This window comes from Aeromonas sp. EERV15, assembly GCF_900079845.1.
Classification (GTDB): Bacteria; Pseudomonadota; Gammaproteobacteria; order Enterobacterales; family Aeromonadaceae; genus Aeromonas; species Aeromonas sobria.
Genome location: NZ_FKKY02000021.1, coordinates 42,505 through 69,210, shown reverse-complemented (window position 1 = coordinate 69,210; position 26,706 = coordinate 42,505). Strand labels below are relative to the sequence as shown.

The window sequence follows — 26,706 nt, the reverse complement described above, 5'->3', positions numbered from 1 at the left end:
GGATCTCATTTTTTGTTACTGATCTTTTTGTCTGTAATTCCCCCTCTCGTTACTCTCCTTCTCAGCATCCATCTCGATACGGAGCAATCCCGAGGGCGCGTCGCACACCCTGTAAAGTGAACGGCATGGTTGTATGTGTAGGTGCGAGTGGAGGTATGCGTGGGGGAGTCAGTGCAAGGGCGATGAGGTGGGGTTTGTGCCACCGCTTTATTGCTTGGCGGTGGTGGATGGCTCTGTTATGGTAATTGAATTAGCCGTTTGGATGGCTAGATTGCCATGGTGTGAGGTGGGGCTTTGAGACCAACCCCGCCGCAGGCCCATATCTTGATGCGTACCTGACAGGGAGTCCCTATGCCGTTTCGTTCCTTCTTACCTTCTTCTTTCACTGCTTTCTTGCGTGCCACTGCTGGCGCCAGCACCTTCATTGCCGCGATGGCGGTCGGGAGCCTCTCTTTTTCCGCAATTGCCGCCGATGCCCCCTTGCCGACCAAACAGGAGATAGTGATTGGCACCACGGTGGGAGATTTTGCCGACATGGTGACAGATTCAATCAAGCCGCAGCTGGAGGCCAAGGGGTACAAGGTCAAGCTGGTGGAGTTTACCGACTACGTGACTCCCAATATCGCCCTGGCCGACGGGTCACTGGATGTGAACTGTTTCCAGCACAAACCCTATCTTGAAAGTTTTGCCAAAGATCGCGGCTTGTCGCTGGCGCCGATTACCCAGGTGCCAACCGGTCCGATGGGGCTCTATTCCGGTAAGCTGGCTGCACTCGACAAGGTGAAAGAGGGGAGTACGGTGGCCATCCCCAATGATCCCAGCAATCAGGCGCGGGCGCTGTTGATGCTGCAGGATCTTGGTTGGCTCACCCTCAAGGAGGGGATAAACCCGCTCAAGGCGAGCGAGTTTGATGTGGTGAAAAACCCGCACAATCTCAAGCTGGTGCTGCTGGAAGCGGCGCAACTGCCCCGCTCGCGGGAGGATGTGGACTTCTCGGTGATCAACGGTAATTTTGCCGCCTCCAGCGGTATCCCGTTCAGTGAAGGACTGTTTCTGGAGCGCAGCTACGACTTCATCAACTGGGTGGTGGTGAAAAGTGCGGATGCGGATCAGCAGTTTGCCAAAGATGTGGCGGCGGCCTACAACTCGGCGGCGTTCAAGGCCTATGCGGCAAAGCGTTTTGTCGGCTACAAGTACCCGCAAGGGTGGGGGAGTTAACTCACCTCCCGCAGCAGATGGTTGATTCATATAACGTAAAACGCCCCCGAATTCGGGGGCGTTGCTCTGATCAGGGGTGGCGATAGAAGCGATTGAGCTCGTTCATTACCTGGATCATGGCACCCATATCGGGGGTGCCGTGCTTGATCGGGCGGTAACTGTTGCGCTCCAGCAGCTCGAAGTCACCCTGCTTGTTGAAGTGGGTAATGGTGTCGCCCTGATAGATGGCAAAGTCGTTCTGATCCCCTGCCAGCAGCCAGGGGCGTGGCGCGGTATCAAACAGATTGCGACCAATGCTGTAATCACGCGCCGGATTGCGTACCCCCAGCATCCCCTGCATCAGGGTCGGGGCCAGATCAAGATGGCTACTGGGCTGATCCAGGCTCTGACTGTCACGGCCTGGCCAGGCCAGCACCAGTGGCACCTGCACCTGATAGGGTGAGTAGTTGCTGCCGGCGCCCCAGCTGTTGCTGCGGGTGTCGTTGAACTCCTGACCGTGGTTGGCGGTGATCACGACGATGGTGTTGCTATCCATCCCTTGCGACTGCAATTTGGTCAGCATCTGCTCAAGCAACTGGTCGGTGTAGAAGACCGAGTTCTTGTAGCGGTTCTCCAGTTTTTGCAGATTTTCCGCCCGATAGGCGGTCGCCGGATTGAAGTTGGCGAGCTCTGGCTGGAATGGCCCTTTCATCGAGGCAGGTAACTGATAATCACCCGGGCTAGAGAGATAGACCAGCGAGAACCAGGGGCGCTCCGCTGTGCGTTTTTCTAGCCACAACTGCCAGTCGCTCAGCAGTTGGCCATCGTCGATTTGCTCGGAGACAAATACCTGTTTGCGCAGGCCAGCCAGAATGCTCTTGCGATACTTCTGGGCATCTTCCATCGCGCCAAACAGCCCGAACTGGTAATCCTGGCGCAGCATCTCGTCGAACAGCACCGGCGGACGCTTGTCGCTGCTGATGTCCTTGTAATAGTGACCCGGCAACCCGTAGAACAGGCTGAACATCCCCATCAGGTCATCGTTGCCGCCACTCAAGTGATTGCGAAACGTGATGTGCTGATCGGCATAACGCTGCAAATTGGGCATGTTGATGTTGTTGAGCATGTCAAAGCGCAGGGAGTCGAGTACCACGATCAACAGATTATTGTGGCTGGCGGGCGCATTAACGTTGAGCGGGCGTAGCGGGTAGATCATCCGGCTGTCGCTATTTTCGTGCAGGGATGCCGCTTGCTTTTGGTACTGATCCAGATCCAGCCAACCATGTTTGGCCAGGAAGGAGCGGGCCGTCATCGGGTAGGAGAGGGGGAAGTTGGCTCTCTGCATGGTGATGGGCTGATAGAGGGTGGCATCCGCCCAGCTGTTGACCACGTGGGTCAGCATAAAGCAGACCAGCAGGGCCAGCCCTACCTGATTACCGTACTGGCGGCGCTTGCGCTTGTTGATCTTGCGCCAGACATAGGCCGACAGCAGCAGTTGCAGCAGGAAAATGGTGGGCACGGCGACGAAGATGATGCTCCAGATTGAGCCCTCTTCGGTTTGTGCCTGATCCAGCAGCAACTGCCATACCTGACTGTTGAGGTGGAACTTGAACAGCCGGAATACCTGGGTGTCGATCAGCAGCAGCACCAGCGCCAGGGTGGCGATGATGGCCGAGATGAACCGCAACGATTTCTCCTTGGGCAGCACGAAGCTGAGCGGAAAGATCATCAACAGGTAGGTGACAAAACTCAGGAACGAGAAGTGGCCAATCCAGCTTACAACGAGATAGATCACGCCAAGCGTGGTCGATGGCCAGCTGATGGCACCCAGATAGCGGGTAGCGATGAGCATGGCCAGGATAATGTTGAAGAAGGAGAACCAATGCCCCCAGGTGATCAGGCGAGAGACATTATCACGATAGGGGTTACCGGTTTCGACCATAGTGATCCATCTGCGTTGAGAAACGTCAAATCAACAGAGTCGGGGACTCAGTGTGCGTCGTGGCGATTATCGACCGATGCGGTCAGGGCCTGGACAAATTTTTCAGTGATGGCGTGGCGCTGGGCCGGGGCCATACCGTTGATGATATTGGTGGTCAGGTTGCCAAGCACCATCAGGCTGAGATCCACCGGCGCTTTATGTTTTTCCAGCGCGGTGATCAGGTCGTTCATCAGGGCGTCAAACTGCTCGTTCTTGTACTTTGATACGATGGGCATAATCTTCAGTTCATCTCGGTTCAAAGCGCCTTATAATACTTCACCCTTTCGGCTAACACTATGGCTTTGTGACATGAGTCTCGATATCGACAAGATCATTCTTCACTCCTTGCGCCAGGGCGGCGATGGTCAACCCCACGCCGACACTCGCAGTCAGACCCTCCCTGCTGATGAGGCAGTACAGGGGCTGATGGCGGAACTGCATCGTATCTACAACGGCAAGGGGGGCAAGGGCTTTGGCTTCTTTGCTGACCCCGAAACGGCCGTCGCCGAGCTGGCTGACGGTGAAGAGGCTCCCAAGCAGCCTTCACCTGCATTTCGTATCGCCCTTGAGCAACTGCTGGCCGAACAGACGGAATTTGTCCCTTTTTCGATCACTGTGACCCAGATGCTGGTGAAGCAGCTGGTGGAACATGCCCTCGATGAGCAAGGGGTACTGCTGTTTGCCAAATACAACTACGTCGGGGTCGACTATCTGCTGATTGCCTTGCTGGAGGGCAAGGAGAGCGTCACCGTCAGCGAAGCGCTGGAGTTGCGCCATATCCAGTACCTGGATATCGGCAAACTCAATCTGGTCGCTCGCATTGATTTGACTGAATGGAAAACCCAGGCCGATTCACGCCGCTATATCACCTTCAGCAAGGGACGCATCGGTCGCAAACTGGGCGACTTCTTTATGGATCTGCTGGGTGCCCGCGAGGGCATGGATGCCAAGGTGCAAAATAAAGGCTTGCTGCAGGCGGTGGAAGATTACTGCGACAGTCAGCAGCTCGAGGCAACCGAGCGTAATGATTACAAAAAACAGGTCTTTAAATATTGCACCGAACAGGCCAGTGCCGGTGAAGAGATCGAAATCAAGGCGCTCTCTGCCGAATTGCCTGGCGACGGCGACCTCGATTTTTACAGCTTTATCGGTCAGGAGTATCAGCTGGAAGATCGCTTCCCGGCGGACCGTTCTACCCTGCGCGGTCTGACCAAGTTTGTCGGCTCCGGCGGCGGCCTGACCCTGAGCTTTGAGCAGAAGCTGTTGAACAGTCGCATATTTTATGACCCCCAGACCGACACCCTGACCATCAAGGGAGTGCCGCCCAATCTCAAGGATCAGCTGCTGCGCCAGTCGTAGTGGGGCTTGTAGTGTGATCAAGTCGTCATTTCCTGCAAAAAGAGACTCCGCCCCGGCGGGGTCTCTTTTTTTATTGCACCGCGGCAGACCTCGAAACTGGCGCGGTACTTTGTTAACAAATCAAACAAAATAAATCACCTGAAAGGGTTTTCATTGAAGTGAAAACCCTTTCATTGCGGTAATAAATTTTCATTTTGGTAATTATATTTCCTTGCTTGTACTGAAATAAGCCAATAATTAGGGCTAATTACCCATTTTAAGAAAATGTTTTCAGAACTTTCTGGAAGGAAATACGTAATTGCATTTCAAAAATGCGAGTTGCGTCATGTGAGCCGTTTGCCGCTTGGGATAATATCCATCTCGCACACAATGCTCTTACAGCGCGGAACTAATACAAGGAAAGGCTCATGAAAAAGAAATTGCTGTCATCCCTGATCGGTCTGGCCACTCTTGGCGTCGCTTGCTCTGCCACTGCCGCCATCGATGAAGGCCAGCTGACCATCTGGATCAACGGTGACAAGGGATACAACGGTCTGGCCGAAGTGGGCAAAAAATTTGAAGCAGAAACCGGCATCAAGGTAACTGTGGCTCACCCGGATCAGGTTGAAGTGAAATTCCAGCAAGCCGCCGCCACTGGCAACGGTCCGGACATCTTCTTCTGGGCTCACGACCGTTACGGTGAGTGGGTCAAAGCCGGTTTGCTGGTTCCGGTTAGTCCGAATGCCGAGACCAAAGGTAAATTTGAACAGCTGGCATGGGATGCCATGACTGTCGATGGCAAAACCTATGGCTACCCGGTTGCCATGGAAGCGGTCAGCCTGATTTATAACAAGGATCTGCTGCCTGAGCCGCCGAAAACCTTCGAAGAGATCGCCAAAATTGACGAGACTCTGAAGAAAAACGGCAAGCGCGCCATCATGTGGGCTTATGACACCCCGTACTTCAGCTATCCGCTGGTGGCTGCCAACGGTGGCTACGCCTTCAAGAAAACCGCGACCGGTTATGACGTCAAAGATACCGGCGTGAACAACGCGGGCGCCAAGATGGGCGTGGGCTATATCTCCGAGATGATCAAGTCAGGTCACCTGGAAAAAGGTATCGACTACGGTGTGATGGACGCCAAGTTCAACAAGGGCGAAGTGGCCATGATGATCAACGGTCCCTGGGCCTGGAGCAACCTGGACAAGAGCGGCATCAAGTACGGCGTAGCGCCGCTGCCGACCCTGAATGGCAAGCCGGCCAAAGCCTTCGTTGGCGTACTGGGTGCCACCATCAACGCCGCCAGCCCGAACAAGGATCTGGCCATCGAGTTCCTGGAAAACTACCTGCTGACCGATGCCGGTCTGGCGCCGGTTAACGCCGACAAGCCGCTGGGTGCCGTTGCGCTGAAATCCTTCCAGAAGACCCTGGAATCCGATGCGAACATCAAGGCCACCATGCAAAACGCCCAGGCCGGTGAGCCGATGCCGTCCGTTCCCGAAATGAGCCGTTTCTGGTCTTCCTTCGAAACTGCCCTCAAGAACGTGACCTCCGGTCGTCAGGGTGTTGACGAAGCACTGGATACCGCTGCCAAGCGTATCGTTCAGTAAGCACGCACTACCCGGGAGGCCGCCATGGCCTCCCACTCTCTCAAATCTCTCTTGGCGTTATAAAGGTTAATTGGCATGGAAGTAGTACCTTCTGTTGAGTCCTATGCCGGTCCGAAGGATAAGCACACCTGGCTTAAGTGGACCATAGCGGCCCTGGTCGCCATCCTCAACGGCTACGCTGCCGTGATGATGTACGCCAGTGGCGAGTGGGTATTCGCGCTGCTGGATCTGGTGGTGGTATCCGTCGGTCTGTATGTCTTCATGAACAAGAAGACCTATGCCCATCGCTACATCTTTCCGGGTGTTGCGGGCATGGTTGTATTTATCATCTTTCCTCTCGCCTACACGATTGGTATCGCCTTCACCAACTATTCGGGGGCCAACTTGCTCTCCGTGGAGCAGGCGCGAGATTACCATCTGAAGAAAAGCTACAAGGTGGCGGGCGGTGAATTCGATTTTACCCTGCTGGGTGGCGACAACGGCCAGTTCCAGCTGCTGCTGACTCAGGATGATCACTCCTTTATCAGCCAACCTGTTTCCCTGATGACCAACAAGGCCCGTGAGCTGGCGTCCCGCGAGGGCCGGGTGCAGAACACCCAGCAAGTGGTCGAGCTGCAGCCCTTCACTGGCGAAACCGCCAGCAAGGCCGCGCCGATCCGCGCCATTGTTGAGCATCGTACTCACCTGAGTGACCTGGATCTGGTGCTACCGGATGGCGGAACTCATCTTACCCTGAGCAGCCTGCGCAAGTTTGCCGCCCAGAAGCAGCAGTACACCCGTTTGCTGGATGGCATCAAACTAGAGTCCGGCGTGGTGATCAAAGACAGCAACCTGCTGCGTGACACCCAGAACGGTGAGCTGATGCTGCCTAACGGTGAGACCGGCTTCTATCAATACATTGATCAGCAGGGTGAGTTTGTCGGCAAGGGCGTGGCGCCGGGCTTTGTGGTGAGCGTGGGCTGGAAGAACTTCGCGCGCATCGTGAACGATCCGGGCATCCAGTCGCCGTTCCTGCAGATCTTCATCTGGACCGTGATCTTCTCCAGCTGCTCCGTGGCGCTGACACTGGCTATCGGCATGGTGTTGGCCAGTCTGGTGCAGTGGGAATCCCTCAAGGGGCGCGGTTTCTATCGGGTCATGCTGATCCTGCCCTATGCGATTCCGGCGTTTATCTCCATCCTGGTGTTCAAGGGGTTGTTCAACCAGAACTTCGGTGAGATCAACATGTTCCTGGAGGCGGCGTTTGGCATCAAGCCGGACTGGTATACCAACCCCTTCCTGGCCAAGGTGATGATCCTGATCGTCAACACCTGGCTCGGCTATCCCTACATGTTGATCCTCTGCATGGGCTTGCTCAAAGCCATTCCGGAAGATCTCTATGAAGCGTCCGCCATGGACGGTGCCGGTCCGGTGCAGAACTTCTTCAAGATCACAGTACCGCTGTTGATGAAGCCGCTGACACCGCTGTTGATTGCCTCGTTCGCCTTTAACTTCAACAACTTCGTGCTTATCCAGTTGTTGACCAACGGCGCACCGGACATCATAGGTGCCACCACCCCGGCCGGTACCACCGACTTGCTGGTGAGCTACACCTACCGGATTGCGTTCCAGGGATCGGGCGGTCAGGACTACGGTCTGGCCAGTGCCATCGCTACTGCCATCTTCCTCATCGTCGGTGCACTGGCGCTGCTTAACCTGAAATTGTCCAAAGCCGACAAGCAACTGTAAGGAGGCGTCAATATGGCAATCGTACAACCCAAATCAGTCAAATACCGGGTGTGGGCAACCCACCTGGTCATGTGGGGCTTTCTGGCGCTGATCATCTTCCCGTTGATCATGGTTATCGCCATTTCACTGCGCAGCGGTAACTTCTCGGTCGGGGAGATCATTCCCACCAATCCGACCCTGGATCACTGGCGCCTTGCCTTGGGCATGACGGTCACCAACGCCGATGGCAGCCTGACGCCGCCGCCGTTCCCGGTGCTGACCTGGTTGTGGAACTCCATCAAGATCGCCGGCATCACAGCCCTGATGATCGTGGTGCTCTCCACCACCTGTGCCTACGCCTTTGCCCGCCTGCGTTTTCGTGGCAAGTCCACCATCCTGCAAGGGATGCTGATTTTCCAGATGTTCCCGGCGGTACTGGCGCTGGTGGCTATCTACGCGCTCTTTAACAAGATTGGTGACTACATCCCCTGGCTGGGTCTCAATACCCATGGTGGCTTGATCCTGGCGTACATGGGCGGTATTGCCCTGCACGTCTGGACCATCAAGGGCTACTTCGAGACCATCGACTCCTCTCTGGAGGAGGCTGCAGCCATCGACGGAGCCACCCCATGGCAGGCATTCCGGCTGATCCTGCTGCCCCTGTCGGTGCCCATTCTGGCGGTGGTGTTCATTCTGGCCTTTATCGGCACCATCACCGAGGTGCCCATGGCCTCCATCCTGCTGCAGGATGTGAATAATCTGACCCTGGCGGTCGGGGCCCAGCAGTACCTCTATCCGCAGAACTACCTGTGGGGTGATTTTGCTGCGGCAGCCGTGCTCTCCGGCTTCCCCATCACTGTGGTGTTCCTCATGGCGCAACGCTGGTTAGTCGGTGGTCTCACCGCTGGTGGGGTGAAAGGCTAAATGCGCGTGCCGTGAGCTATTGGCTCACGACACCCTGCGGGTGACATATAAAAGTTAAGGTTTATGGCCGGGGGAGCTGACTCCCCCCGCTATCACGATTTGCAAAGATTCAAGAGCGGAGCTCGTCATGGCTGAAGTAGTACTCAACAACGTTCGCAAAAATTACGATCCGGCTGTTCACAAGGACACCCTGCGCAACATCAACCTCTCCATCAAGGAAGGCGAATTCATTGTCTTCGTCGGCCCGTCCGGCTGCGGTAAATCCACCCTGCTGCGGATGATCGCGGGTCTGGAAGACATCACCAGCGGTGAGCTGACCATCGGCGGTCGTTACATGAACGACGTGCCGCCGGTAGAGCGCAACGTCGGCATGGTGTTCCAGTCCTACGCCCTCTATCCCCACATGAACATCTACGAGAACATGGCCTTTGGCCTCAAACTCAAGAAGATGGACAAGGAGAACATCCACAAGCGGGTGATGCGTGCCGCCGAGATCCTGGGTCTCGAGCCGCTGCTGGACCGAAAGCCCAAGGCGCTCTCCGGCGGTCAGCGTCAGCGGGTCGCCATCGGTCGCAGCATAGTGCAGCAGCCGCAGGTGTTCCTGTTTGACGAACCGCTCTCCAACCTGGATGCCGCCCTGCGGGTCAAGATGCGGATCGAGATCGCCAAGCTGCACAAAGAGCTCAACTCCACCATCATCTACGTGACCCACGATCAGGTGGAAGCGATGACCCTGGCCGACAAGATAGTGGTACTCAGCCCGCTTAAAGCCGATGCGACCACCAACCTGGAGCAGTTCGGTTCACCGCTGGATCTCTACCACAATCCGGACAACAAGTTCGTGGCGGGCTTTATTGGCTCACCCAAGATGAACTTCCTGACCGGCGAGTTGCTGGAGATTGGTGAGCAGGAGTGCGTGGTCAAGCTGACCTCTGGCGATACTGTGCGTGCCCGGGTCGATGCCCGCAGTGGCGCGGTCGGTGACAAGGTGGAGCTGGGGATCCGTCCCGAGCATCTGTTCCCGCTCACGCACCCCCATGCACATAGCAAGGTGAGCGGCATCGTGCAGGTGGCCGAACACCTTGGCGCCGAGTCTTTTGTCTATATGGATGTGGATGGTCACGACTTTACCGTCAAGGCCACCTCGGATGTGGATGTGGTCACCGGCCAGACCTACAGCGTGGGTATTCCGGCAGAGGCCTGCTACCTGTTCGATGCCAAGGAGCAGGCGTTCCCCCGTACCGCCAAATATATCCGTACCTGATCGTTTTGTTGTGCTGGTTTTCCTAGTATTCAATGCCTTTTTGCCGGTCGTCAGACCGGCTTTTTATTGTCTGATATTCAGTGCCTGCCGTGCGGTAAAACCTACAGGGTTCAGGCCTCGAGCTCGGCAGTAATATCGGGCACAAAGGTCTGGCTGGTCAGCGGCGGTCGCTCGTAGCCTTCGGTATGGATGGGGGGGAGCTTGATGGGCTCGTAGTGGATCGCCTGATAGGGTACCTTGCCGAGCAGGTGGGCGATGCAGTTGAGGCGGGCACGGCGCTTATCGTCCGCCTCCACCACAAACCAGGGGCAATCCTCGGTATCGGTGTAGGTGAACATGTCATCCTTGGCGCGGGAGTATTCGACCCAGCGCGAGCGGGATTGCAAGTCCATCGGGCTGAACTTCCAGCGTTTGATCGGGGTATTAATGCGTTCCTTGAAGCGCTTCTCCTGCTCCTCGTCACTGACCGAGAACCAGTATTTGATCAACGTAATGCCCGAGCGGATCAGCATTCGCTCGAACTCGGGGCAGGCGCGCAGAAACTCGCGATACTCCCCATCGCTGCAAAATCCCATCACCCGCTCGACACCGGCCCGGTTGTACCAGGAGCGATCAAACAGCACCATCTCGCCAGCGGCAGGCAACTGGGCCGCATAGCGCTGAAAATACCACTGGGAGCGCTCCCGGTCTGACGGCGCGGGCAGTGCACTGATCCGGCAGACCCGGGGGTTGAGGGGTTCGGTGATCGCCTTGATAACGCCCCCTTTGCCTGCAGCGTCCCGTCCTTCGAACAGCACCACCACCTTCAGCCCCTCCTGCTTGACCCACTCCTGCAGCTTGACCAGCTCCTCCTGCAGATGGGCGAGGTGGTGCTCGTAGCACTTCTTGTCCAGACGCGGCCGCTTCTTGCTCTTCTCCTTCGCCATGCGCTTCTCCTTTTGGCATCCTTTCAGGGGTGACTTCTTTGAGTCACTTCCAGCTTGCACCAGGGAGGCGCCACTGCCAAGGGGGACGTGATACACTGCCGCCCCATGAACAGTTGGCAACAGAAACAGAAGAAAACATGAGGCAATTATGGCGATTTATCCTGCCGTCTCATCAGCCGCTGGCAATAGAAAAAACATGACGCCATTTATGGCATTTTGCACTGCCGCCTCATCATCAGCAGCTGGCAACAGGAGATAACATGAAGCATTTTATGGAGATAGCGGGCCGCCGGATGGCCTATCTGGATGAAGGGCAGGGACCGGTGCTGCTGTTTGGCCACAGTTACCTGTGGGACAGCGCCATGTGGGCGCCACAAATCGAGGCGCTCAAGGGCAGCTATCGCTGCATCGTGCCCGAGCTGTGGGGCCACGGTGATTCCGATGTGCTCCCCGAAGGTGGCTGCACCCTGGCAACCCTGGCGCGCGATCACCTGGCGCTGCTCGATGTCCTCGGCATTGAGGAGTGCGTGCTGGTGGGCCTCTCCATCGGCGGCATGTGGGGCGTGGAACTGGCCAGAATGGCGCCAAACCGCATCAAGGGCCTGGTGTTGATGGACAGCTTTGTCGGCCTCGAGCCGCAGATCACCTGCGAGCGCTACCTCGGCATGCTGGCGATGATCGAGCAGCACGGCACTGTGCCGGCGCCTATCATCGAACAGGTGGCCCCGATCTTCTTTGCCAACCAGCCCGATGCTACCTTGCTGGCGGATTTCAAGGCGCGCTTGGCTACCTGGCCTGCGGAGAAGGTCGCTGCCATGGTGGCGGTGGGGCGCAGTTTTGTCACCCGTGAGGATCGCATCGAGTGGCTGGAAGAGAGCACTGTGCCTGCGCTGGTGATGACTGGTTGCGAGGACAAGGCCCGTCCGGTGCTGGAGGGCTATCTGATGGCCGAGGTGCTGGCTTGCCGGTTTAAAGAGATCCCGGCTGCCGGTCATATCTCGACCCTGGAAAATCCCGCCTTCGTCAATCAGGCGCTGGCCGAGTTTCTGAGCGCGCTGTAAGCCAGACGCAAGGGATGAAAAAGGGAGCCAATGGCTCCCTTTTTGCTCTTTTGCTTTAGGTGCTGCGTTGGCCTGCTCAGAGCGGCGCGCCGGTCAGCTGACATGGCGTTACCAGATATAGCCCAGCGCAAAACCGGCATAGAGCTCGCCATCGTGCTGGACTATGGGGCTGTTTTTGATGTCCCGATCATACAATTCGTAGTTCATGGCAAACATGCCAATCCAGTTGGGGCTGAAGCGGTAGCTGGTGATCAGCGCCGCCATCGGAGAGAGGGTGGTGCCGGTATCCCAAGCGGGTCGCTGGGCGGTCGCTTCGCTCCCGGAGATGCCGCCGAAGTAGTAGTTGGCCATCTTGTCGCTGCGCAGCATCAGCCCCATGCCCGGCATGATCAGCAGATTGTCGCGCAGGATGGGGAAATCGGCCCACAGCAGCAGCTCCTGCCCCTTGCTGCGGCCGGTGACGTCACTGTTGGCACGGATGGTCAGCAGGGCGTAAGGGGTGACAATATTGCCGCCAATCCCCCCTTCCAGCTGCCACTTGCGTTGCTCCATGCCGCTGAAGGCGGGTGAGTCTTCGGGATCCAGATTGCCAAAACGCACCCGGCCATAGCCATAGAGGGCGACCTTCTCATCCTTGTGGAAGTAGTAGCGGGCCCGATCCCCCAGAAACATGAAGTCTTCGCCGAAGTAGATAAAGCCGGGGATGGCGTAGATGGCGTTGTCCTGCGCCTCGTAGCGGGCCTGACCCCCGAGTACGGTGGCGCCCACCACCAGCCCTTGCGGCACCGGACTGGTTGGGCTGTCACTGGCCAGCATATCGACCGAGCCGAGGTTGATCTCGGCCTGTGCCGGGGTCACGGTGGCGAGCAGCAGGGCCATAAGCCCGCCAAGGGTGATGGGACGTGAAAGGGTCATGAGCGATCTCGTATCAGTGGCTGAGTCAGTGGTTTGTATCGTCGATCATTTAACGGCATGGGCGCTATCTTCCCGCTTTGGCCAAGCGTTGATCACCGCCTTGACCAGGGTGGCGAGGGGAATGGCGAAGAAGACCCCCCAGAATCCCCACAAACCGCCAAACACCAGCACGGCGATGATGATGGCCACTGGATGGAGGTTGACAGCCTCCGAGAAGAGTACCGGCACCAGCAGGTTGCCGTCGAGGGCCTGGATCACCAGATAGGCCACCATCAGCCAGGCGAACTCGGGGGTGAGCCCCCACTGGAACAGGGCCACCATGGCCACCGGCACGGTCACCACAGCGGCACCGATATAGGGGATCAGCACCGAGAAGCCGACGGCCACTGCCAGCAGCACCGAGTAGCGCAGCCCCATCAGCGCAAAGGGGATATAAGTGGCAATCCCGACGATGAGGATCTCGATCACCTTGCCACGGATGTAGTTGATGATCTGGTTGTTCATCTCCACCCAGACCCGGTTGACCAGAGTGCGGTTGCGCGGCAGGAAGCGACGCAGGCTGCCCATCAGTACTCGCTTGTCTTTGAGCATGAAGAAGACCATCAGCGGCACCAGGATCAGGTAGATCATGATGGCCACCACATTGACCAGCGAACTGAGAGAGGCGCTCACCAGATGCTCGCCGCCACTGAGAATGCGCTGGCGGATATTGTCGATGACGGTTTCCACCAGACTGACATCAATCAGTTCGGGGTATTTGTCCGGCAGGGTACGGACATAATCCTGGGCGTGGGTCAGCATGGCTGGCGCCTCTTTGGCCAGATTAATCCCCTGACTTACCAGCGTCGGAATAAGACCCAGCAAGGAGGCTACCGCCACCGCAATAAAGAGCAGCAGAATGACGCTGGTGGCCGGAGTGCGTGACAGCCCCGCTTTTTGCAGCCGGGCGACCGGCCACTCCAGCAGATAGGCCATCACCAGCGCCACCAGCAGGGGGGCCAACAGATCGCCAAACAGCCAGATGATGGTGAAGCAGAACACCAGCAACAGGAAAAGGGTAACGGCATCGGGATCGGAGAAACGGGTCTGATACCAGCGCTTCAATACTTCTAACATGACTGCATCCTTACATCACTGGGGCTTAAGATGGCTGTTTTGCCCCGACAACCAACTGCAAAGAGAGGGTATTGTCCGCTTCTTGCTGCATCTCGACATAGTGGCCCTGACGCTGCAGATAGACCGGAATATCCTGCCGGGAGCCCGCATCGGCCAACCGGATGGTGACAGTTTGACCGCTTTTGGCATCCTTTAACCAGAGCTTGAGCCGGATCAGCGGCTCGGGGCAACGCCAGGGGGTCAGGTCGAGAACTTCCATGGGGACTCCATCAGGCAGGTGGCCGCTATTATGGCCGTGATAAGAGCGTGAAACAACGCTTGTAGCCCTTGATAGGCAAGGGTATTCTGCCGAGGCCCTTTCTGATGGAGATAGAGATAACGTGGCACGCTTTTCCCCCCTGATGGCATCGCTTCCCCTGCTGGCTTCCCTGATGGGCGCCACTTTTCATGCCGAGGCTAACAACCAGCTTCCCGATATCGGCACGGCCGGGGTCTCGGCCCTGCCTATCGAACAGGAAGTGCGTTACGGCAACGCCTTTATGCGCTTTGCCCGGGCGGGCCTGCCGATCATCGATGATCCTGTGCTGAGCCAATACATCGACGATCTGGGTCAGCGACTGCTGACCAACGCAGATGGGGTGCGTTTCCCGTTTACCTTTTTCCTGATCAATGATCCCACCATCAACGCGGCCGCCTTCCTCGGCGGGCGGGTCAAGGTGCACACCGGCCTGTTCCTCTACGCCGACAGCGAGAGCGAGCTGGCGTCGGTGTTGGCTCACGAAATTACCCACGTGACCCAGCGCCACATAGCCCGCTACATGGAAGCGCAGGCGAGCAGCTCGGCGATAACACTGGCCGGTCTGGTGGGCTCCATCGCGCTGGCGGTGATCAACCCTACCGCCGGTATCGCCGCATTGCAGACCACTCTCGGGTTGTCGATGCAGTCGGCCATCAACTACACCCGCGACAACGAATACGAAGCGGATCGCATCGGCATGAAGACGCTCTATGATGCCGGTTTCGACCCCATGGGGATGGCCAACTTCTTCCAGAAACTGGCTGCCGAATACCGTTACGCCAGCAAGCCGCCGGAAATGCTGCTGACTCACCCGCTGCCGGAGACCCGGATCAGCGAGGCCCGCGCCCGTGCCGGCAGCTATGGCCGCCGCGATTTGCCGCCCAGCCTCGACTTCTGGCTGGCCAAGGTGCGCATTCAGGTTCGTTTTGGCACCGATACTCCGCAGGGGTTGCTGAGCTACTTCGATACCCGGATCCAGAAGGGGGATTACCCGCTCAAGGATGCCGCTATTTATGGCAAGGCGCTGGCGCTGATCCAGCTCAAGCGTACCGACGAGGCTGACACCCTGATGCAGGAGCTGGCTGCCCGTCATCCGGAAGATCTCTTTATCGTCGATGCCCTGACCGACATCGATCTGGCCAAGGGGCGCAGTGCCCAGGCCATCGCTCGGCTCGAGAAGTTCCGCAGCCGGATGCCGGACAACGAAGTAGTGGTGGTCAACCTTGGCAACGCCTATCTCGAGAGCGGCAACTACAAGAAGTCCATCGCCATCCTCGACCCCTATGCCCGTGCCAATGAAGAGAACAATCTGGCCTGGAACCTGCTGGCCGATGCCTATCGCAAGGCTGGCCGGATGACCGATCTGCATATGGCGCGCGCCGAGATGCTCGCGCTGCGCGGGGATTATCAGGCGGCCATCGACGAGCTGATCGTGGCACGCGGCACCACCAGCGACCGGATGACTCTGGCTCGTCTGGAGGCGCGGATCACCGAGCTGGAGCGAGCCAAGAAGGATCTTGATAGCCTCAAGGGCTAACGACACCGGGCATTTGCCAAGCAAATAAGGGCGCACTGTGGTGCGCCCTTATTGTTTATGGCGGTAACGTTTATGGCGGTGAGGTTGATGCTGGTGAGGTTGATAGAGCGACGGGCTAGTGACTCAGGCTGCTGGCGGCCGATTTGAGTATCTCGATTTTCGACGGGTCCAGTTCACCGACCAGCGTCTGCTTGAGTTTGCCCTCACTATCGAGCAGATAGCTGGTGGGCAGGGCGCCCGGGCGAGGGAAGGGCAGGCTGGCCTCCGCATTGGCGATCAGCAGCGGCACTTTGATCTCGTAGCGGGTTGCCAGCTGGACCAGCTCTGCTGGGGTGGTCGGATCGTAGTTGATGGCCACCACGGCGATCTGGCCCTCTGCCGCCAGCGCGTTGAGGCGCGGCATCTCCCGCAGGCAGGGGGTGCACCAGGGGGCGAAGTAGTTGACCAGCAGCGGCTTGCCGGCAAAGTGGCGCAAGCTGACCGGCTGCCCTATTGCATCGGTAAATTCGGGGGCGGGTGTGCAGGCGCCCAGCAGGCCAGCCACAATCAGCCAACAAATTCGTTTCAATTCCTTTCCACTGCAGCTTACCCTGACCATCACTTTCCCCTACAATAGCGCCGTTTCTAGTCCCATCTTGCGATTAATCAGGGAGTTACCATGAGCGAGACCCAAATCTACCACAATCCGCGTTGCTCCAAGAGTCGCGAAACCCTGGCCCTGCTGGAACAGCACGGGATCGCCCCTGATGTGGTGCTCTATCTGGAGCAGGCCCCGAGCGAAGATGAGATCCGCAAGCTGCTCTCTCTGCTCGGTTTTAGCGATCCGCGCCAGCTGATGCGCACCAAGGAGGATCTCTACAAGGAGTTGGGATTGGCCGATGTCAGCGGTGATGCCCTCATTCGCGCCATGCATCAGCATCCCAAGCTCATCGAGCGCCCCATCGTCATCAAGAATGGTCAGGCCCGCATTGGTCGCCCGCCGGAGCTGGTGCTGGAGATCCTCCAGTGAGTACCCGCTTCGCGCGTTGGCTGACCCTGGTCGGCTTCTTTGGTCTGCTGGGCTGGGTGCTACTGTGGCACCTGTGGCTCTCTCCCCACCCGGATCTCAATCCCTGGCTGCTGCCGGTGATCTGGACGGTGCCGCTGCTGTTCCCCCTCAAGGGGATAGTGCAGGGCAGCCCCTACACCCACGCCTGGGGCAACTTCGTGCTGATGCCCTATTTCTTGCACGCCCTCACCCTGATCACCACGGATGAGGGGGAGCGGTGGCTGGCGGTGGTGGAGCTGCTGTTCACCACCCTCGCCTTTGTCGGCACCATCTACTACGCCCGACTGCGTGGTCGGGAACTAGGCCTCAGCATTCGCAAGAAGAAAGATGAAGCCAACTGATGGCAAACGCCCCGCGAGGGGCGTTTTTTATGGCGAAGGGGCGCAATCCGCAGGGATTACTCCGTCCCTTGGACTGCCCGATAAAGAGCCAGCTGTTGCTCGCTAAACGCCATCAGCCCGGGATAGAAGCGCAGAAACCCCGCCTCGCATGTTTGCCACTGCGACTCATCGAGGGTCAGCAGCGCCTCTCCCAGCGGTACCGGGCGGCGCAGTCGGCGACCGATGCCATTCAGCGCTTGCCCCAGCCCCTCCCTGTGGCGGTAGGAGGCGATCCAGTTCTGCTCGGCCATCCGCTTGAGGGGCAATGGCAGTCCGTCCGGCAGATGTGGGTGATCGGCCAATAGCTGGTCATAACTGTGTTGCAAGAAGCGGGGCAGGGGCTTTGCACTGAACAGTCCCCAGTGCTGGCTCAGCCAGTGGTCGTAGATCATATCCACTACAATGCCGCCAAAACGGCGCCAGGGGGCCTCGAAACAGGCGACGGCCGCCTTGTGCTCGGGGTGGCTGTCGGTGAAGCCGTCAATTTTACGGTGCAGCCAGATCCCCTCATCGAAGTGGGCTGCAAGACCGGTGGGCAGCGGCCCCTTGACGAAATCCCCCAGCAGGTTGCCGGTGAGAGAGCTGCGGGTATGGGCCGCTAAATGGAGATGAGCCAGAAAATTCATGCTGGTTCTGCCTATCTGGGGCGCTTAGATCGCCAGAAAGCCCAGAATAAAAATGGGGCCGAGCAGGCTCAGGATAAAGCCGGAGACGATGGCCACCGGCACCACCTGAATGCCACCGGATTTCTGGATGACCGGCAGGGTGAAGTCGAGGGCGGTGGCTCCGCCGTAACCGATGGCGGCCGAGGGGTGGCGACGCATCAACACCGGGATGATCAGGATGGCGATAAGCTCGCGCCCCAGATCGTTGATAAAGGCGGCTGAGCCCAGCACTGGCCCCAGTTTGTCGGCCACCAGAATGCCCGACAGGGAGTACCAGCCGAAGCTGGAGCTCAGGGCCAACCCGTGGCTCAGTGGCATGCCCAATAGCTGGGCGGCCAGCAGGCTGCCAATCCAGCTGCTGATGATGACGGTGAAGGCGATCTTCATCCCCCAGGGATTGAGCAGGATCTGGCGCAGCCGCATGCCGGAGTTGCGCATCTGCACCCCGATGAGAAACAGCAGCAGCATCAGTGCCCACTCGCTCCATTTGTCGATGGGCAGGGCGCGCAGATCCACCAGCAGACCCAGCAGCACACCGCCGAGCACCACAAAGCAGAGCTGCAGGGATTCCCACAACAGGTGCAGCTTGCTCGGCATCTTGGCATCGTTCGCCTCGTGGGTCGGCGGCGTGCGCTTGTCGAGCCACCAGAGGGCCAGCAGGTTGCAGAAGGTGATCGCCGCCAGCATCACCCCGGCGACCTTGAAGATCACCGCCAGATTACTGCCAAGGTTCTCCACATAGGCAAGCCCGAGCCCCATCAGAAACAGGATGAGGTAGACCATCTTGCCCAGACTCTGGTTGACCAGTTTGATCAGCCGGGCAGAGGAGAGGGGAACCAGATAGCCGATTGCCAGTGGCAACAGGATCAGCAATACATTGAGCAACATCGAGGCCTCGATCACAAAAACTGATAAAAATACCACCTTATCATTACTTATTGGCTCTGTGTCACATATCTCTCGCTTTCATGGCCGAAAACAGCCCTTTTTGGGGAGGATTGTTACTTTTTTGCCACAACCCCTCTGTTTGTTAAGGTCCTGTGCGAGCCCGAGTGAACCAATGAAATCAAGTTGATCCGATCGGGGGGCTGATATTTCGCTCTGCAAGGGGGTGCATAAAGCCATTTTGGTGCCGGTTTGGCACACATCACGCTTTTCTCTTGCCACTGATATGATTGGGGTATAAAAAGGCGGTATCTGAACGGTCATTGAAACGGCTGTTTATGCAAACAAAGTGCTGAAAAATACGCAAAGAGCGAATAAAAATAGAGCGAATTCCCTGCGGAGCCTCGTTCTGTATTGTTTTTTCACTATCCGGGTGATATTTTCGCTGAAGGTTGCCGTCGGTTAACTTTTTGTTAAATGGACGATGGTTGAGTCACGCCCCTGCGGCGTCTAGGGACAGACAAGGTTGTAATGGATGAGCGACGTTGCCGCACTGGAAGTACGTGATCTGCACAAATATTTTGGCACCCACGAAGTGCTCAAGGGCATCGACATGACCGCCCACAAGGGGGATGTGATCTCCCTTATCGGCTCCTCCGGCTCGGGGAAGTCGACCTTTCTTCGCTGCATCAATCTGCTCGAAACCCCCTCATCCGGCACCGTCTCGCTCCATGGCGAGCTGATTGCCATGAAAACCAACCGGGCCGGTGAGCGGCAGCCACAAGATATGCGTCAGGTGGAGCGGATCCGCAGTCGGCTGGCCATGGTGTTTCAAAGTTTCAACCTCTGGTCACACATGACCATCATGCAGAACATCATCGAAGTGCCGATCCAGGTGCTCAAGGTGCCCCGTGCCGAGGCGATCGCCAGAGCCGAGCATCTGCTCAACCGGGTCGGGCTGTGGGAGCGGCGCGACTACTATCCCGGCCATCTTTCCGGTGGTCAGCAGCAGCGGGCGGCTATAGCCCGTGCGCTGGCGGTGGAGCCCGAGGTGATGCTGTTTGATGAACCCACCTCGGCGCTGGATCCCGAGCTGGTGGGGGAGGTGCTCGGCCTGATGCGCGAGCTGGCCGAAGAGGGGCGCACCATGCTGGTGGTGACCCATGAGATGTCGTTTGCCCGTGATGTATCGAACAAGGTGATGTTTCTGCATCAGGGGCGGGTGGAAGAGGAGGGCAACCCCAAGGAGATTTTTGCCCATCCCAAGTCTGAACGGTTCAAGCAATTTATCTCCTCCATCTACTGATGGCGGGATGCCGACTTATCCAATCAACTGTTTTATCAAGGAGAGATACATGAACAAGCTGATGCTGGCCACTGCCGTAGTCACTGCCCTCGCGTCCGGTAGCCTGATGGCCAAGGAGTGGAAAGAGGTGCGGATCGGGGTTGAGGGTGCCTATCCCCCCTTCTCCTGGACCGAGCCCAGTGGCGAGGTGAAAGGCTTTGATATCGACATCGCCAACGCCCTGTGCGAAGAGATGAAGGTGAAGTGCACTCTGGTCAAACAGGATTGGGACGGCATCATTCCGGCGCTGCTGTCGCGCAAGTTTGACGCCATCATTGCCACCATGGACATCACCGCCGAGCGCAAGAAGAAGGTGGACTTCTCCCAGAAGTACCAGCACATTCCGGCCCGTTTCGCCGCCAAGAAGGGCACTGACGTGCAGCTCGACAAAGCCTTTATGGAAGGCAAGTCTGTCGCGGTGCAGCGTGCGACCTCCATGGATACCTTTATTACTGACAACTTCCCTAACGCCAGCATCAAGCGTTACGGCACTGCCGATGAAGCTTATCTCGATCTGAAATCCGGTCGTGTGGACTATGTGCTGGCTGACTCTGCCGCCATCACCGACGGCTTGCTGAAGAAAGAGGGCGGTGAGGCCTTCGAATTTGTCGGCCCGAAACTGACCGATCCCAAATGGTTTGGCGAGGGTGCCGGTATTGCGGTGCGCAAGGCTGACAAGGATCTGAAAGAGAAATTCAACGCCGCCATTCTGGCGCTGCGTGCCAACGGCAAGTACAAGGAAATCAACGACAAGTACTTCGAGTTCGACGTTTACGGCGAGTAAAAGCAGGAGCCGTATACGGTGAGTCATTCGCAACATCGATAGCGAATAACAGGCCGTTCGGCTCACCTCGTCAGTCGTCATCGGGCCCGTTCTCTCCGTGTGGAGCGATGGGCCCTATTAATTGCAATGGAGCTGCATCTGGCTGTGTTGAAAGATGTGGGTTCTCTTGTTGTTCAGAGGCATCAGCCCACTCGATAAGTTGCAATGGAGCTGCATATGTTTGATTTGAAAGGATACGAAGCCTCGCTGCTGGAGGGGGCCTGGGTCACCCTGGAAGTGGCGCTGGCCTCCCTGTTGCTGGCGTTGCTGCTGGGGATGCTGGGGGCGCTGGCCAAACTCTCTCCCTACAAATGGGCCCGGGCCATCGCCACCGGCTACACCACCATTATTCGCGGTATTCCCGACTTGGTGCTGATGATGCTGCTCTTTTTTGGCGGCCAGGTGCTGATCAACGGTATCTGCAGCTGGGTCAACGAGGCTTACAACAGCTTTTTACTTGAAGGTAATCCCAATCAGGAGTGGGTCTCCCTGCTCCCGGACTATATCGATATCAGCCCCTTTGTGGCCGGGGTCGCGACCATCGGCTTTATCTTCGGCGCCTACATGACCGAGACCTTTCGCGGCGCCATTCTGGCAGTGGACAAAGGCGAGCTGGAGGCCGCCCGGGCCTTTGGCATGCGGGCAACCCAGGTATTTGTCCGGATCCTCTTCCCCCAGATGATGCGCCACGCTCTGCCGGGGTTTGGCAACAACTGGCTGGTGCTGCTGAAAACCACCGCGCTGGTCTCCATCATCGGTCTTGATGACATGGTGCGCAAAGCCTCGTTAGCGGCGGGCTCGACCCAGCAACCCTTCACCTTCTACATGGCGGTGGCGTTGATCTTCCTGATCTTCACCGCAGTCTCCACCTCGGCGCTCAAGTGGGCCGAGCGTCACTACGCCATCAAGACGAGGTAAGCCATGGATTTCTCAATCATTATCCAAGAGTGGCCCACCTACTGGGAGGGGCTCTATACCACCGTCTGGCTGGTGGCGGTCTCGCTGATCCTTGGGCTGATGCTGGCGGTGCCCATGGGCATCCTGCGCAACAGCCGCAACTGGCTGATCAAGGGGCCGATCTGGGCCTATATCTACTTCTTTCGTGGCACCCCGCTGCTGGTGCAGCTCTTTATCATCTACTACGGCGCCGCCCAGTGGGAGTGGCTGAAAAACAGTGCCGCCTGGTCGCTCTTCTCCGAGGCCTGGTTCTGTGCCCTGCTGGCTTTCACCCTCAATACCGCCGCCTATACCGCCGAGATCGTGCGCGGGGCTGTACACAATATGCCGCGCGGCCAGATTGAGGCAGCCAACGCCTTTGGCATGACCCGCTGGCAGACCCTGACCCGGATCATTTTGCCCAACTCGTTTCGCCGGGCACTGCCTGCCTACAGCAACGAGGTGATCTTCATGCTGCAAGGTTCGGCGGTGGCGGGCATCATCACCATCGTCGATCTGACTGGCGCGGCGCGGATCATCAACTCCCGCTACTACAGTCCGTTCGAGGCGTTTTTGACAGCCGGGCTGCTCTATATGCTGCTCACCTTTGTCATCGTCTGGCTGTTCAAGAAGTGGGAAGCGCGCTGGCACGCCCACCTGCGCCCGCGCAATGTGTAAGGGTTGATCTGCCAAGATGACCGAAAATGGTCCCGCCTGTTGCAGGTGGGGCCATTTTTCATCTTCTTCGTCTGTCCACCTGGTTTGCCAAATGGTGGTCGAGCAGGGAGAATGCAGCACTCTCGAGCGCAGCCAGCCGTTGGCTGCGTGCCTTATCTCCCAGTTCCCGAGGTTTTATGTACCGGATATTGTTTGAGCATCCTGCTTTTCTGGTTATCGACAAGCAGCCCGGCATCGGCATGCATGACGAGAAGGCGGACGGTGAAGCGGTCAATCCGGGGCTGGTCAATCGCGTGAAGGCAGATACCGGGCTGACTCTCTATCCGGTGCACCGTCTCGACAAGATGACCTCCGGGCTGGTGCTGCTGGCCCGCACCACGGAGGCGAACCGCGAGCTGAGCATGGCCTTTGCGGCCCGCGAGGTGAGCAAGCAGTATCTGGCGCTCTCCGATCGCAAACCGAAGAAGAAGCAGGGCTGGGTGAAAGGGGACATGCAAAAGGGGCGCGGTGGCAGCTGGATGCTGGCGCGTACGCTGGAAAACCCCGCCATCAGCTGGTTTGATTCGGTGTCGGTGCGCGAGGGGCTGCGGCTCTATCGCATCAAGCCGCAGACCGGCAAGACCCACCAGATCCGGGTTGCCCTCAAAAGCATCGGCGCCCCCATTCTCGGGGATGAACGCTATGGCGGCACGCCAGCCGAGCGCGGCTATCTGCACGCCTGGCGCCTCTGCTTCACCCTGGCGGGTGAGCCGTTCGATTTTGTCTGCCCGCCCGATGTGGGGAGCGAATTTGTCACCCCCGAGCTCACGGCAGCCATCGCGACCCTTGCGCCCTGATGCTTATGCGCCCAGCGCCTGACGCCATGACCCATTCAGCGAAAGAGCGTGATGCATCCGGTGTGTCTGATGGACGTGCGCCGCGCTGGATCCTGGCCGACTTTGACGACACCCTGGCTCCCGGCGACAGCCATGCCGGTCTGCTGCGCTATATCCTGCGCCGCCGGATCTGGCCGCTGCTGTTGTTGCCGGTGATTGCGCTGGGTGGGTTGGTCTATCTTGTTCCCAGCCAGCGGCGGCGCGGTATCTCCCTTATCTGGTGGGCCATCACCCTCGGGCTCTCTCCCTTGGGGTGGCGCAAGCTGGTGCGTGCCTATTGCCGCACCAGGCCAGGGCTGTTTCGTCAGGCTCGCGATCTGCTGCAAAGCGAGGGCGCGCGCTGCTGGGTGATCTCTGCCAGCCCCTGCGCGCTGGTGCGAGCACAGCTTTATCAGCAACTGCCCGGCCAGCTGCCCCACCGGATCATTGGCTCGCGGATGCACTACCGTTTTGGCGGCCTGATGCCGCGCTTCTATTGCCACGGTCAGCACAAGCTGCTGCCGGAGATCTGCGCCCTCGATACCGAGCTGGCCCTGAGCGACAGCCTGCATGATCTGCCGCTGCTGGGGTTGGGGAAAGAGGCGTGGTTGATCAATCCGACGCTCACGCGACTGCAAAAAGCCCGGGCCCGCTTGCCCCAGCTGATGGTCAAGAATTGGCAGCTGTAAGGCAAAGCTGACAGCCCAGCGGGTCGTCATAGGTTGATCCGCAAGGCTGTGGCTTAAATGTCACAATTCATTTACATCCTTTGCTGCCAGCTGCGAAAAACTATCTGCAGCCTGCCTCTTCTCTTCCTGCTACGCCCTGCTTCTAATGAAACAAGTTGTTAACACTTGCTGCGCCAAGTCGCCCGGCAATTCGTTTTAACCTGCTTAGAGCAAGGAGCGCCCGATGAATGCCACCTCTTCCGCCACCCATACCATCAATCCACTAGGCCTCAATCCGTTAGGGACAGACGGCTTCGAGTTTGTCGAGTACACGGCCCCCGATGCCAAAGGAATTGCCGCCCTCAAGAGCCTGTTTGTCTCGCTCGGGTTTGCCGAGGTCGCGCAGCACAAGCACAAGCAGTGCTGGCTCTACCGGCAGGGGGATATCAACTTCGTGGTCAATGCCGAGCCCCACTCCCAGGCGGAGCAGTTTGCCAGCCTGCACGGGCCGAGCGTTTGCGGCATGGCATTTCGGGTGAGCGATGCGGGCAAAGCTCAGCAGTACGCCATCGCCAAAGGGGCCAAGCCCTTTGTCGGCAAGATTGGCCCGATGGAGCTCAATATTCCTGCCATCTATGGTATCGGCGAGAGCACTCTCTCCTTTGTCGACCGCTACGGCGACAAGGGCTCCATCTATGACGTGGATTTTGTTTTTTATCCCGACTGGCAGGTCCGGATGGCCGAGGTGGATGCCGGTCTTATCGAGATCGATCACCTGACCCACAACGTCCATCGCGGCAATATGGATGTCTGGTCCAACTTCTATGAGCGGATCGGCAACTTCCGTGAAATTCGCTACTTCGATATCGAAGGCAAGCTGACCGGGCTGCACTCCCGTGCCATGACCGCCCCCTGTGGCAAGATCCGCATCCCCATCAACGAGTCGGCGGATGACAAGTCACAGATCGAGGAATACCTGCGCCAGTACAAGGGGGAGGGGATCCAGCACATTGCCATGGCTTCCAGCGATATCTACCAGACCATCCGCACCCTGCGCAGCCGCGGTACCGGCTTTATGCCGACGCCGGACACCTACTATGAGCATGTGAACAGCCGGGTCGAGGGGCATCAGGAGGATCTGGCAGCCCTCAAAGATCTGCGCATCCTCATCGATGGCTCCCCCACCAAGGATGGCATCCTGCTGCAGATCTTCACCGACACCGTGATAGGCCCGGTGTTCTTCGAGATCATCCAGCGCAAGGGCAACGAAGGGTTTGGCGAGGGCAATTTCAAGGCGCTGTTTGAATCGATCGAGCTGGACCAGATCCGCCGTGGCGTGCTGGATGGCGGCGAGGATGACAAGAGTGCACGCAAAGAGGGATCGAGCGATGCGTAACTGGATAAGCTTTCCCCATCGGGAGGGGACCCACTCCCGTCAGGCTCATGCTGATCTGCCCGAGCAGGCCATCTATGAGCGCGAACTGGGGCGCAGCGGCTTTTTCGGCCCCGCCACTCATATGCACCACAAGCATGCCCCCACCGACTGGAGCAGTTGGGAAGGGCCGCTGCGGCCACGGCTGTTTGACCTCAATGCCCTGCAGGAGGAGGTGAGTTCACTTTCTCCTTGGGTGGCCCCCGACATTCTCAGCAACCCCCACTGCCGCTACCGGTTCTGGCGGCTATCCGAACCCATGCCGTTTCTGGTGCGCAACGCCGACGGCGACGAGCTGCTGTTTATCCACGAGGGGGGCGGCGAGTTCTTCTGCGACTACGGCCACCTGAGCCTGCGGGATGGCGACTATGTGGTGATCCCCCGCGGCACCATGTGGCGCATCGAACCCAGCGCGCCCATGTTCATCCTGATGATCGAGGCGACCAACGACAGCTATCAGCTGCCGGACAAGGGGCTGGTGGGCAATCATGCCATCTTCGACCCGGCGGCGCTCGATGTGCCCGCTATCAACGAGCGCTTTTTGGCCCAGCAGGATGAGAACCCCTTGTCGCTGCAGGTGAAACGCCACGATCAGGTGTCGGTCATCACCTGGCCTTTTAATCCGCTTGATGCGCAAGGATGGCACGGGGACTTGTGCGTGGTGCGCCTTAACTGGCGGGATATCCGCCCGCTGATGAGCCACCGCTACCATCTGCCGCCGTCGGCCCACTCTACCTTTGTGGCGAGCCGCTTCGTCATCTGCACCTTTGTGCCGCGCCCCATCGAGAGCGATCCCGGCGCCCTCAAGGTGCCCTTCTACCACAGCAATGATGATTACGACGAAGTGCTCTTTTACCACGCCGGGGACTTCTTCAGCCGGGACAATATCGAGCGGGGCATGGTCACCTTCCACCCTGCCGGTTTCACCCACGGCCCCCATCCCAAGGCGTTTGCGGCGGGGCAGGCCTATGCCAAGAAGTTCACCGACGAGGTGGCGGTAATGCTCGATACCCGCGATGCGCTGAACGTCGGCAGCCTGTGCGAAGGGATCGAGAACACCCGGTATGTCTCCAGCTGGCAGCGCCCGGACGCGGCTGCCGGCAAATAAGGAATCGCTT

27 protein-coding genes are annotated in these 26,706 nt (G+C 58.3%); 18 read left to right on the top strand and 9 right to left on the bottom strand.

What is annotated here, in order from left to right; genetic code table 11:
• Positions 1-351: 351 nt before the first annotated feature.
• Positions 352-1,218, top strand: a complete 867-nt coding sequence (locus BN4575_RS17225; RefSeq protein WP_068979123.1) for a MetQ/NlpA family ABC transporter substrate-binding protein — start codon at positions 352-354, stop codon at positions 1,216-1,218.
• Positions 1,219-1,288: 70 nt separating this feature from the next.
• On the opposite strand, the gene BN4575_RS17220 is transcribed toward BN4575_RS17225, so the two are convergent.
• Both BN4575_RS17220 and BN4575_RS17215 read right to left on the bottom strand, forming a co-directional pair.
• Positions 1,289-3,139, bottom strand: a complete 1,851-nt coding sequence (locus BN4575_RS17220) for a DUF3413 domain-containing protein (protein WP_068979122.1) — start codon at positions 3,137-3,139, stop codon at positions 1,289-1,291.
• Between the two features lie 47 nt (positions 3,140-3,186).
• Entirely contained in the window at positions 3,187-3,414 is a 228-nt protein-coding gene (locus BN4575_RS17215; protein WP_042022283.1) for a DUF1414 domain-containing protein, read from the bottom strand.
• Positions 3,415-3,487: 73 nt separating this feature from the next.
• Here BN4575_RS17215 and yejK point away from each other — a divergent pair, with 73 nt between their 5' ends.
• The 5 genes from yejK (at position 3,488) to BN4575_RS17190 (ending at position 10,021) form a co-directional block, all read left to right on the top strand.
• Positions 3,488-4,537, top strand: a complete 1,050-nt coding sequence (gene yejK / locus BN4575_RS17210; RefSeq protein WP_068979121.1) for a nucleoid-associated protein YejK — start codon at positions 3,488-3,490, stop codon at positions 4,535-4,537.
• A 407-nt stretch (positions 4,538-4,944) separates the two neighbouring features.
• A complete protein-coding gene (malE, locus tag BN4575_RS17205; RefSeq protein ID WP_042022285.1) occupies positions 4,945-6,126 on the top strand; it encodes a maltose/maltodextrin ABC transporter substrate-binding protein MalE in 1,182 nt (393 codons plus the stop codon).
• 75 nt (positions 6,127-6,201) lie between these two features.
• Complete coding sequence (malF, locus tag BN4575_RS17200; protein ID WP_042022287.1) at positions 6,202-7,854, top strand: maltose ABC transporter permease MalF; 1,653 nt, start codon at positions 6,202-6,204, stop codon at positions 7,852-7,854.
• Between the two features lie 12 nt (positions 7,855-7,866).
• Positions 7,867-8,757 (top strand): maltose ABC transporter permease MalG, encoded by an 891-nt coding sequence (gene malG, locus BN4575_RS17195; protein ID WP_042022290.1) that lies wholly within the window; start codon positions 7,867-7,869, stop codon positions 8,755-8,757.
• A gap of 127 nt (positions 8,758-8,884) precedes the next feature.
• Complete coding sequence (locus BN4575_RS17190; protein ID WP_042022293.1) at positions 8,885-10,021, top strand: ABC transporter ATP-binding protein; 1,137 nt, start codon at positions 8,885-8,887, stop codon at positions 10,019-10,021.
• Between the two features lie 110 nt (positions 10,022-10,131).
• On the opposite strand, the gene ppk2 is transcribed toward BN4575_RS17190, so the two are convergent.
• Entirely contained in the window at positions 10,132-10,947 is an 816-nt protein-coding gene (gene ppk2, locus BN4575_RS17185; RefSeq protein WP_042022296.1) for a polyphosphate kinase 2, read from the bottom strand.
• Between the two features lie 260 nt (positions 10,948-11,207).
• On the opposite strand from ppk2, the gene BN4575_RS17180 reads away from it, so the two are divergent.
• On the top strand, positions 11,208-12,008 hold the full coding sequence (locus BN4575_RS17180) for an alpha/beta fold hydrolase (protein WP_068979120.1): 801 nt from the start codon (positions 11,208-11,210) through the stop codon (positions 12,006-12,008).
• 108 nt (positions 12,009-12,116) lie between these two features.
• Here the strand turns inward: BN4575_RS17180 and BN4575_RS17175 are convergent, their stop codons facing one another.
• The 3 genes from BN4575_RS17175 to BN4575_RS17165 are packed head-to-tail and all read right to left on the bottom strand — an operon-like array spanning position 12,117 to position 14,298.
• Positions 12,117-12,923: a MipA/OmpV family protein gene (locus BN4575_RS17175; RefSeq protein ID WP_068979119.1), complete on the bottom strand. Its 807-nt coding sequence runs from the start codon at positions 12,921-12,923 to the stop codon at positions 12,117-12,119.
• A gap of 45 nt (positions 12,924-12,968) precedes the next feature.
• Positions 12,969-14,039 (bottom strand): AI-2E family transporter, encoded by a 1,071-nt coding sequence (locus BN4575_RS17170; protein WP_068979118.1) that lies wholly within the window; start codon positions 14,037-14,039, stop codon positions 12,969-12,971.
• Positions 14,040-14,064: 25 nt separating this feature from the next.
• Positions 14,065-14,298 (bottom strand): sulfurtransferase TusA family protein, encoded by a 234-nt coding sequence (locus BN4575_RS17165; protein WP_042022304.1) that lies wholly within the window; start codon positions 14,296-14,298, stop codon positions 14,065-14,067.
• A 121-nt stretch (positions 14,299-14,419) separates the two neighbouring features.
• Between BN4575_RS17165 and BN4575_RS17160 the strand changes: the two genes are divergently transcribed.
• Positions 14,420-15,874, top strand: a complete 1,455-nt coding sequence (locus tag BN4575_RS17160) for a beta-barrel assembly-enhancing protease (protein ID WP_353737061.1) — start codon at positions 14,420-14,422, stop codon at positions 15,872-15,874.
• A 115-nt stretch (positions 15,875-15,989) separates the two neighbouring features.
• Here the strand turns inward: BN4575_RS17160 and BN4575_RS17155 are convergent, their stop codons facing one another.
• Positions 15,990-16,472, bottom strand: a complete 483-nt coding sequence (locus tag BN4575_RS17155) for a TlpA family protein disulfide reductase (RefSeq protein ID WP_068979116.1) — start codon at positions 16,470-16,472, stop codon at positions 15,990-15,992.
• A 60-nt stretch (positions 16,473-16,532) separates the two neighbouring features.
• Here BN4575_RS17155 and arsC point away from each other — a divergent pair, with 60 nt between their 5' ends.
• Both arsC and BN4575_RS17145 read left to right on the top strand, forming a co-directional pair.
• Positions 16,533-16,883 carry an arsenate reductase (glutaredoxin) gene (gene arsC, locus BN4575_RS17150; protein ID WP_068979115.1) on the top strand — a complete coding sequence of 117 codons (351 nt, stop codon included), beginning with the start codon at positions 16,533-16,535 and terminating at the stop codon, positions 16,881-16,883.
• Positions 16,880-17,263 carry a DUF2069 domain-containing protein gene (locus BN4575_RS17145; RefSeq protein ID WP_068979114.1) on the top strand — a complete coding sequence of 128 codons (384 nt, stop codon included), beginning with the start codon at positions 16,880-16,882 and terminating at the stop codon, positions 17,261-17,263. The genes arsC and BN4575_RS17145 overlap by 4 nt, the downstream gene beginning before the upstream one ends.
• A 56-nt stretch (positions 17,264-17,319) precedes the next feature.
• On the opposite strand, the gene BN4575_RS17140 is transcribed toward BN4575_RS17145, so the two are convergent.
• Positions 17,320-17,928, bottom strand: a complete 609-nt coding sequence (locus BN4575_RS17140; RefSeq protein ID WP_068979113.1) for an acyl carrier protein phosphodiesterase — start codon at positions 17,926-17,928, stop codon at positions 17,320-17,322.
• Positions 17,929-17,952: 24 nt separating this feature from the next.
• Positions 17,953-18,855, bottom strand: coding sequence for a lysine exporter LysO family protein (locus BN4575_RS17135; protein ID WP_042022318.1), 903 nt, complete (start codon positions 18,853-18,855; stop codon positions 17,953-17,955).
• Positions 18,856-19,387: 532 nt separating this feature from the next.
• Here BN4575_RS17135 and BN4575_RS17130 point away from each other — a divergent pair.
• The 8 genes from BN4575_RS17130 to BN4575_RS17095 all read left to right on the top strand — a co-directional run bounded on the left by BN4575_RS17130 (position 19,388) and on the right by BN4575_RS17095 (position 26,696).
• Entirely contained in the window at positions 19,388-20,158 is a 771-nt protein-coding gene (locus BN4575_RS17130; protein ID WP_033138423.1) for an ABC transporter ATP-binding protein, read from the top strand.
• 49 nt (positions 20,159-20,207) lie between these two features.
• A complete protein-coding gene (locus tag BN4575_RS17125; RefSeq protein WP_068979112.1) occupies positions 20,208-20,981 on the top strand; it encodes an ABC transporter substrate-binding protein in 774 nt (257 codons plus the stop codon).
• A 216-nt stretch (positions 20,982-21,197) separates the two neighbouring features.
• Positions 21,198-21,938 carry an ABC transporter permease gene (locus BN4575_RS17120; protein ID WP_058053807.1) on the top strand — a complete coding sequence of 247 codons (741 nt, stop codon included), beginning with the start codon at positions 21,198-21,200 and terminating at the stop codon, positions 21,936-21,938.
• Between the two features lie 3 nt (positions 21,939-21,941).
• Positions 21,942-22,634, top strand: coding sequence for an ABC transporter permease (locus tag BN4575_RS17115; protein WP_068979111.1), 693 nt, complete (start codon positions 21,942-21,944; stop codon positions 22,632-22,634).
• A 176-nt stretch (positions 22,635-22,810) separates the two neighbouring features.
• Positions 22,811-23,470 carry a TIGR01621 family pseudouridine synthase gene (locus tag BN4575_RS17110; RefSeq protein ID WP_068979110.1) on the top strand — a complete coding sequence of 220 codons (660 nt, stop codon included), beginning with the start codon at positions 22,811-22,813 and terminating at the stop codon, positions 23,468-23,470.
• Positions 23,471-23,496: 26 nt separating this feature from the next.
• A complete protein-coding gene (locus tag BN4575_RS17105; protein WP_068979141.1) occupies positions 23,497-24,177 on the top strand; it encodes an HAD family hydrolase in 681 nt (226 codons plus the stop codon).
• A 223-nt stretch (positions 24,178-24,400) separates the two neighbouring features.
• The gene (gene hppD / locus BN4575_RS17100) at positions 24,401-25,552 is read left to right on the top strand and encodes a 4-hydroxyphenylpyruvate dioxygenase (RefSeq protein ID WP_068979109.1); all 1,152 of its coding nucleotides are present in this window, start codon (positions 24,401-24,403) and stop codon (positions 25,550-25,552) included.
• Complete coding sequence (locus BN4575_RS17095) at positions 25,545-26,696, top strand: homogentisate 1,2-dioxygenase (RefSeq protein WP_068979108.1); 1,152 nt, start codon at positions 25,545-25,547, stop codon at positions 26,694-26,696. Before hppD ends, BN4575_RS17095 begins: the two co-directional genes overlap by 8 nt.
• The last annotated feature ends 10 nt before the right edge of the window (positions 26,697-26,706 follow it).

Bases quoted from the DNA above. Each gene is read 5' to 3' on its own strand.
- BN4575_RS17225 (WP_068979123.1), top strand. From the start codon at position 352: ATGCCGTTTCGTTCCTTCTTACCTTCTTCTTTCACTGCTTTCTTGCGT.
- BN4575_RS17220 (WP_068979122.1), bottom strand. From the start codon at position 3,139: ATGGTCGAAACCGGTAACCCCTATCGTGATAATGTCTCTCGCCTGATC.
- BN4575_RS17215 (WP_042022283.1), bottom strand. From the start codon at position 3,414: ATGCCCATCGTATCAAAGTACAAGAACGAGCAGTTTGACGCCCTGATG.
- yejK (WP_068979121.1), top strand. From the start codon at position 3,488: ATGAGTCTCGATATCGACAAGATCATTCTTCACTCCTTGCGCCAGGGC.
- malE (WP_042022285.1), top strand. From the start codon at position 4,945: ATGAAAAAGAAATTGCTGTCATCCCTGATCGGTCTGGCCACTCTTGGC.
- malF (WP_042022287.1), top strand. From the start codon at position 6,202: ATGGAAGTAGTACCTTCTGTTGAGTCCTATGCCGGTCCGAAGGATAAG.
- malG (WP_042022290.1), top strand. From the start codon at position 7,867: ATGGCAATCGTACAACCCAAATCAGTCAAATACCGGGTGTGGGCAACC.
- BN4575_RS17190 (WP_042022293.1), top strand. From the start codon at position 8,885: ATGGCTGAAGTAGTACTCAACAACGTTCGCAAAAATTACGATCCGGCT.
- ppk2 (WP_042022296.1), bottom strand. From the start codon at position 10,947: ATGGCGAAGGAGAAGAGCAAGAAGCGGCCGCGTCTGGACAAGAAGTGC.
- BN4575_RS17180 (WP_068979120.1), top strand. From the start codon at position 11,208: ATGAAGCATTTTATGGAGATAGCGGGCCGCCGGATGGCCTATCTGGAT.
- BN4575_RS17175 (WP_068979119.1), bottom strand. From the start codon at position 12,923: ATGACCCTTTCACGTCCCATCACCCTTGGCGGGCTTATGGCCCTGCTG.
- BN4575_RS17170 (WP_068979118.1), bottom strand. From the start codon at position 14,039: ATGTTAGAAGTATTGAAGCGCTGGTATCAGACCCGTTTCTCCGATCCC.
- BN4575_RS17165 (WP_042022304.1), bottom strand. From the start codon at position 14,298: ATGGAAGTTCTCGACCTGACCCCCTGGCGTTGCCCCGAGCCGCTGATC.
- BN4575_RS17155 (WP_068979116.1), bottom strand. From the start codon at position 16,472: ATGGTCAGGGTAAGCTGCAGTGGAAAGGAATTGAAACGAATTTGTTGG.
- arsC (WP_068979115.1), top strand. From the start codon at position 16,533: ATGAGCGAGACCCAAATCTACCACAATCCGCGTTGCTCCAAGAGTCGC.
- BN4575_RS17140 (WP_068979113.1), bottom strand. From the start codon at position 17,928: ATGAATTTTCTGGCTCATCTCCATTTAGCGGCCCATACCCGCAGCTCT.
- BN4575_RS17135 (WP_042022318.1), bottom strand. From the start codon at position 18,855: ATGTTGCTCAATGTATTGCTGATCCTGTTGCCACTGGCAATCGGCTAT.
- BN4575_RS17130 (WP_033138423.1), top strand. From the start codon at position 19,388: ATGAGCGACGTTGCCGCACTGGAAGTACGTGATCTGCACAAATATTTT.
- BN4575_RS17125 (WP_068979112.1), top strand. From the start codon at position 20,208: ATGAACAAGCTGATGCTGGCCACTGCCGTAGTCACTGCCCTCGCGTCC.
- BN4575_RS17120 (WP_058053807.1), top strand. From the start codon at position 21,198: ATGTTTGATTTGAAAGGATACGAAGCCTCGCTGCTGGAGGGGGCCTGG.
- BN4575_RS17115 (WP_068979111.1), top strand. From the start codon at position 21,942: ATGGATTTCTCAATCATTATCCAAGAGTGGCCCACCTACTGGGAGGGG.
- BN4575_RS17110 (WP_068979110.1), top strand. From the start codon at position 22,811: ATGTACCGGATATTGTTTGAGCATCCTGCTTTTCTGGTTATCGACAAG.
- BN4575_RS17105 (WP_068979141.1), top strand. From the start codon at position 23,497: ATGACCCATTCAGCGAAAGAGCGTGATGCATCCGGTGTGTCTGATGGA.
- hppD (WP_068979109.1), top strand. From the start codon at position 24,401: ATGAATGCCACCTCTTCCGCCACCCATACCATCAATCCACTAGGCCTC.
- BN4575_RS17095 (WP_068979108.1), top strand. From the start codon at position 25,545: ATGCGTAACTGGATAAGCTTTCCCCATCGGGAGGGGACCCACTCCCGT.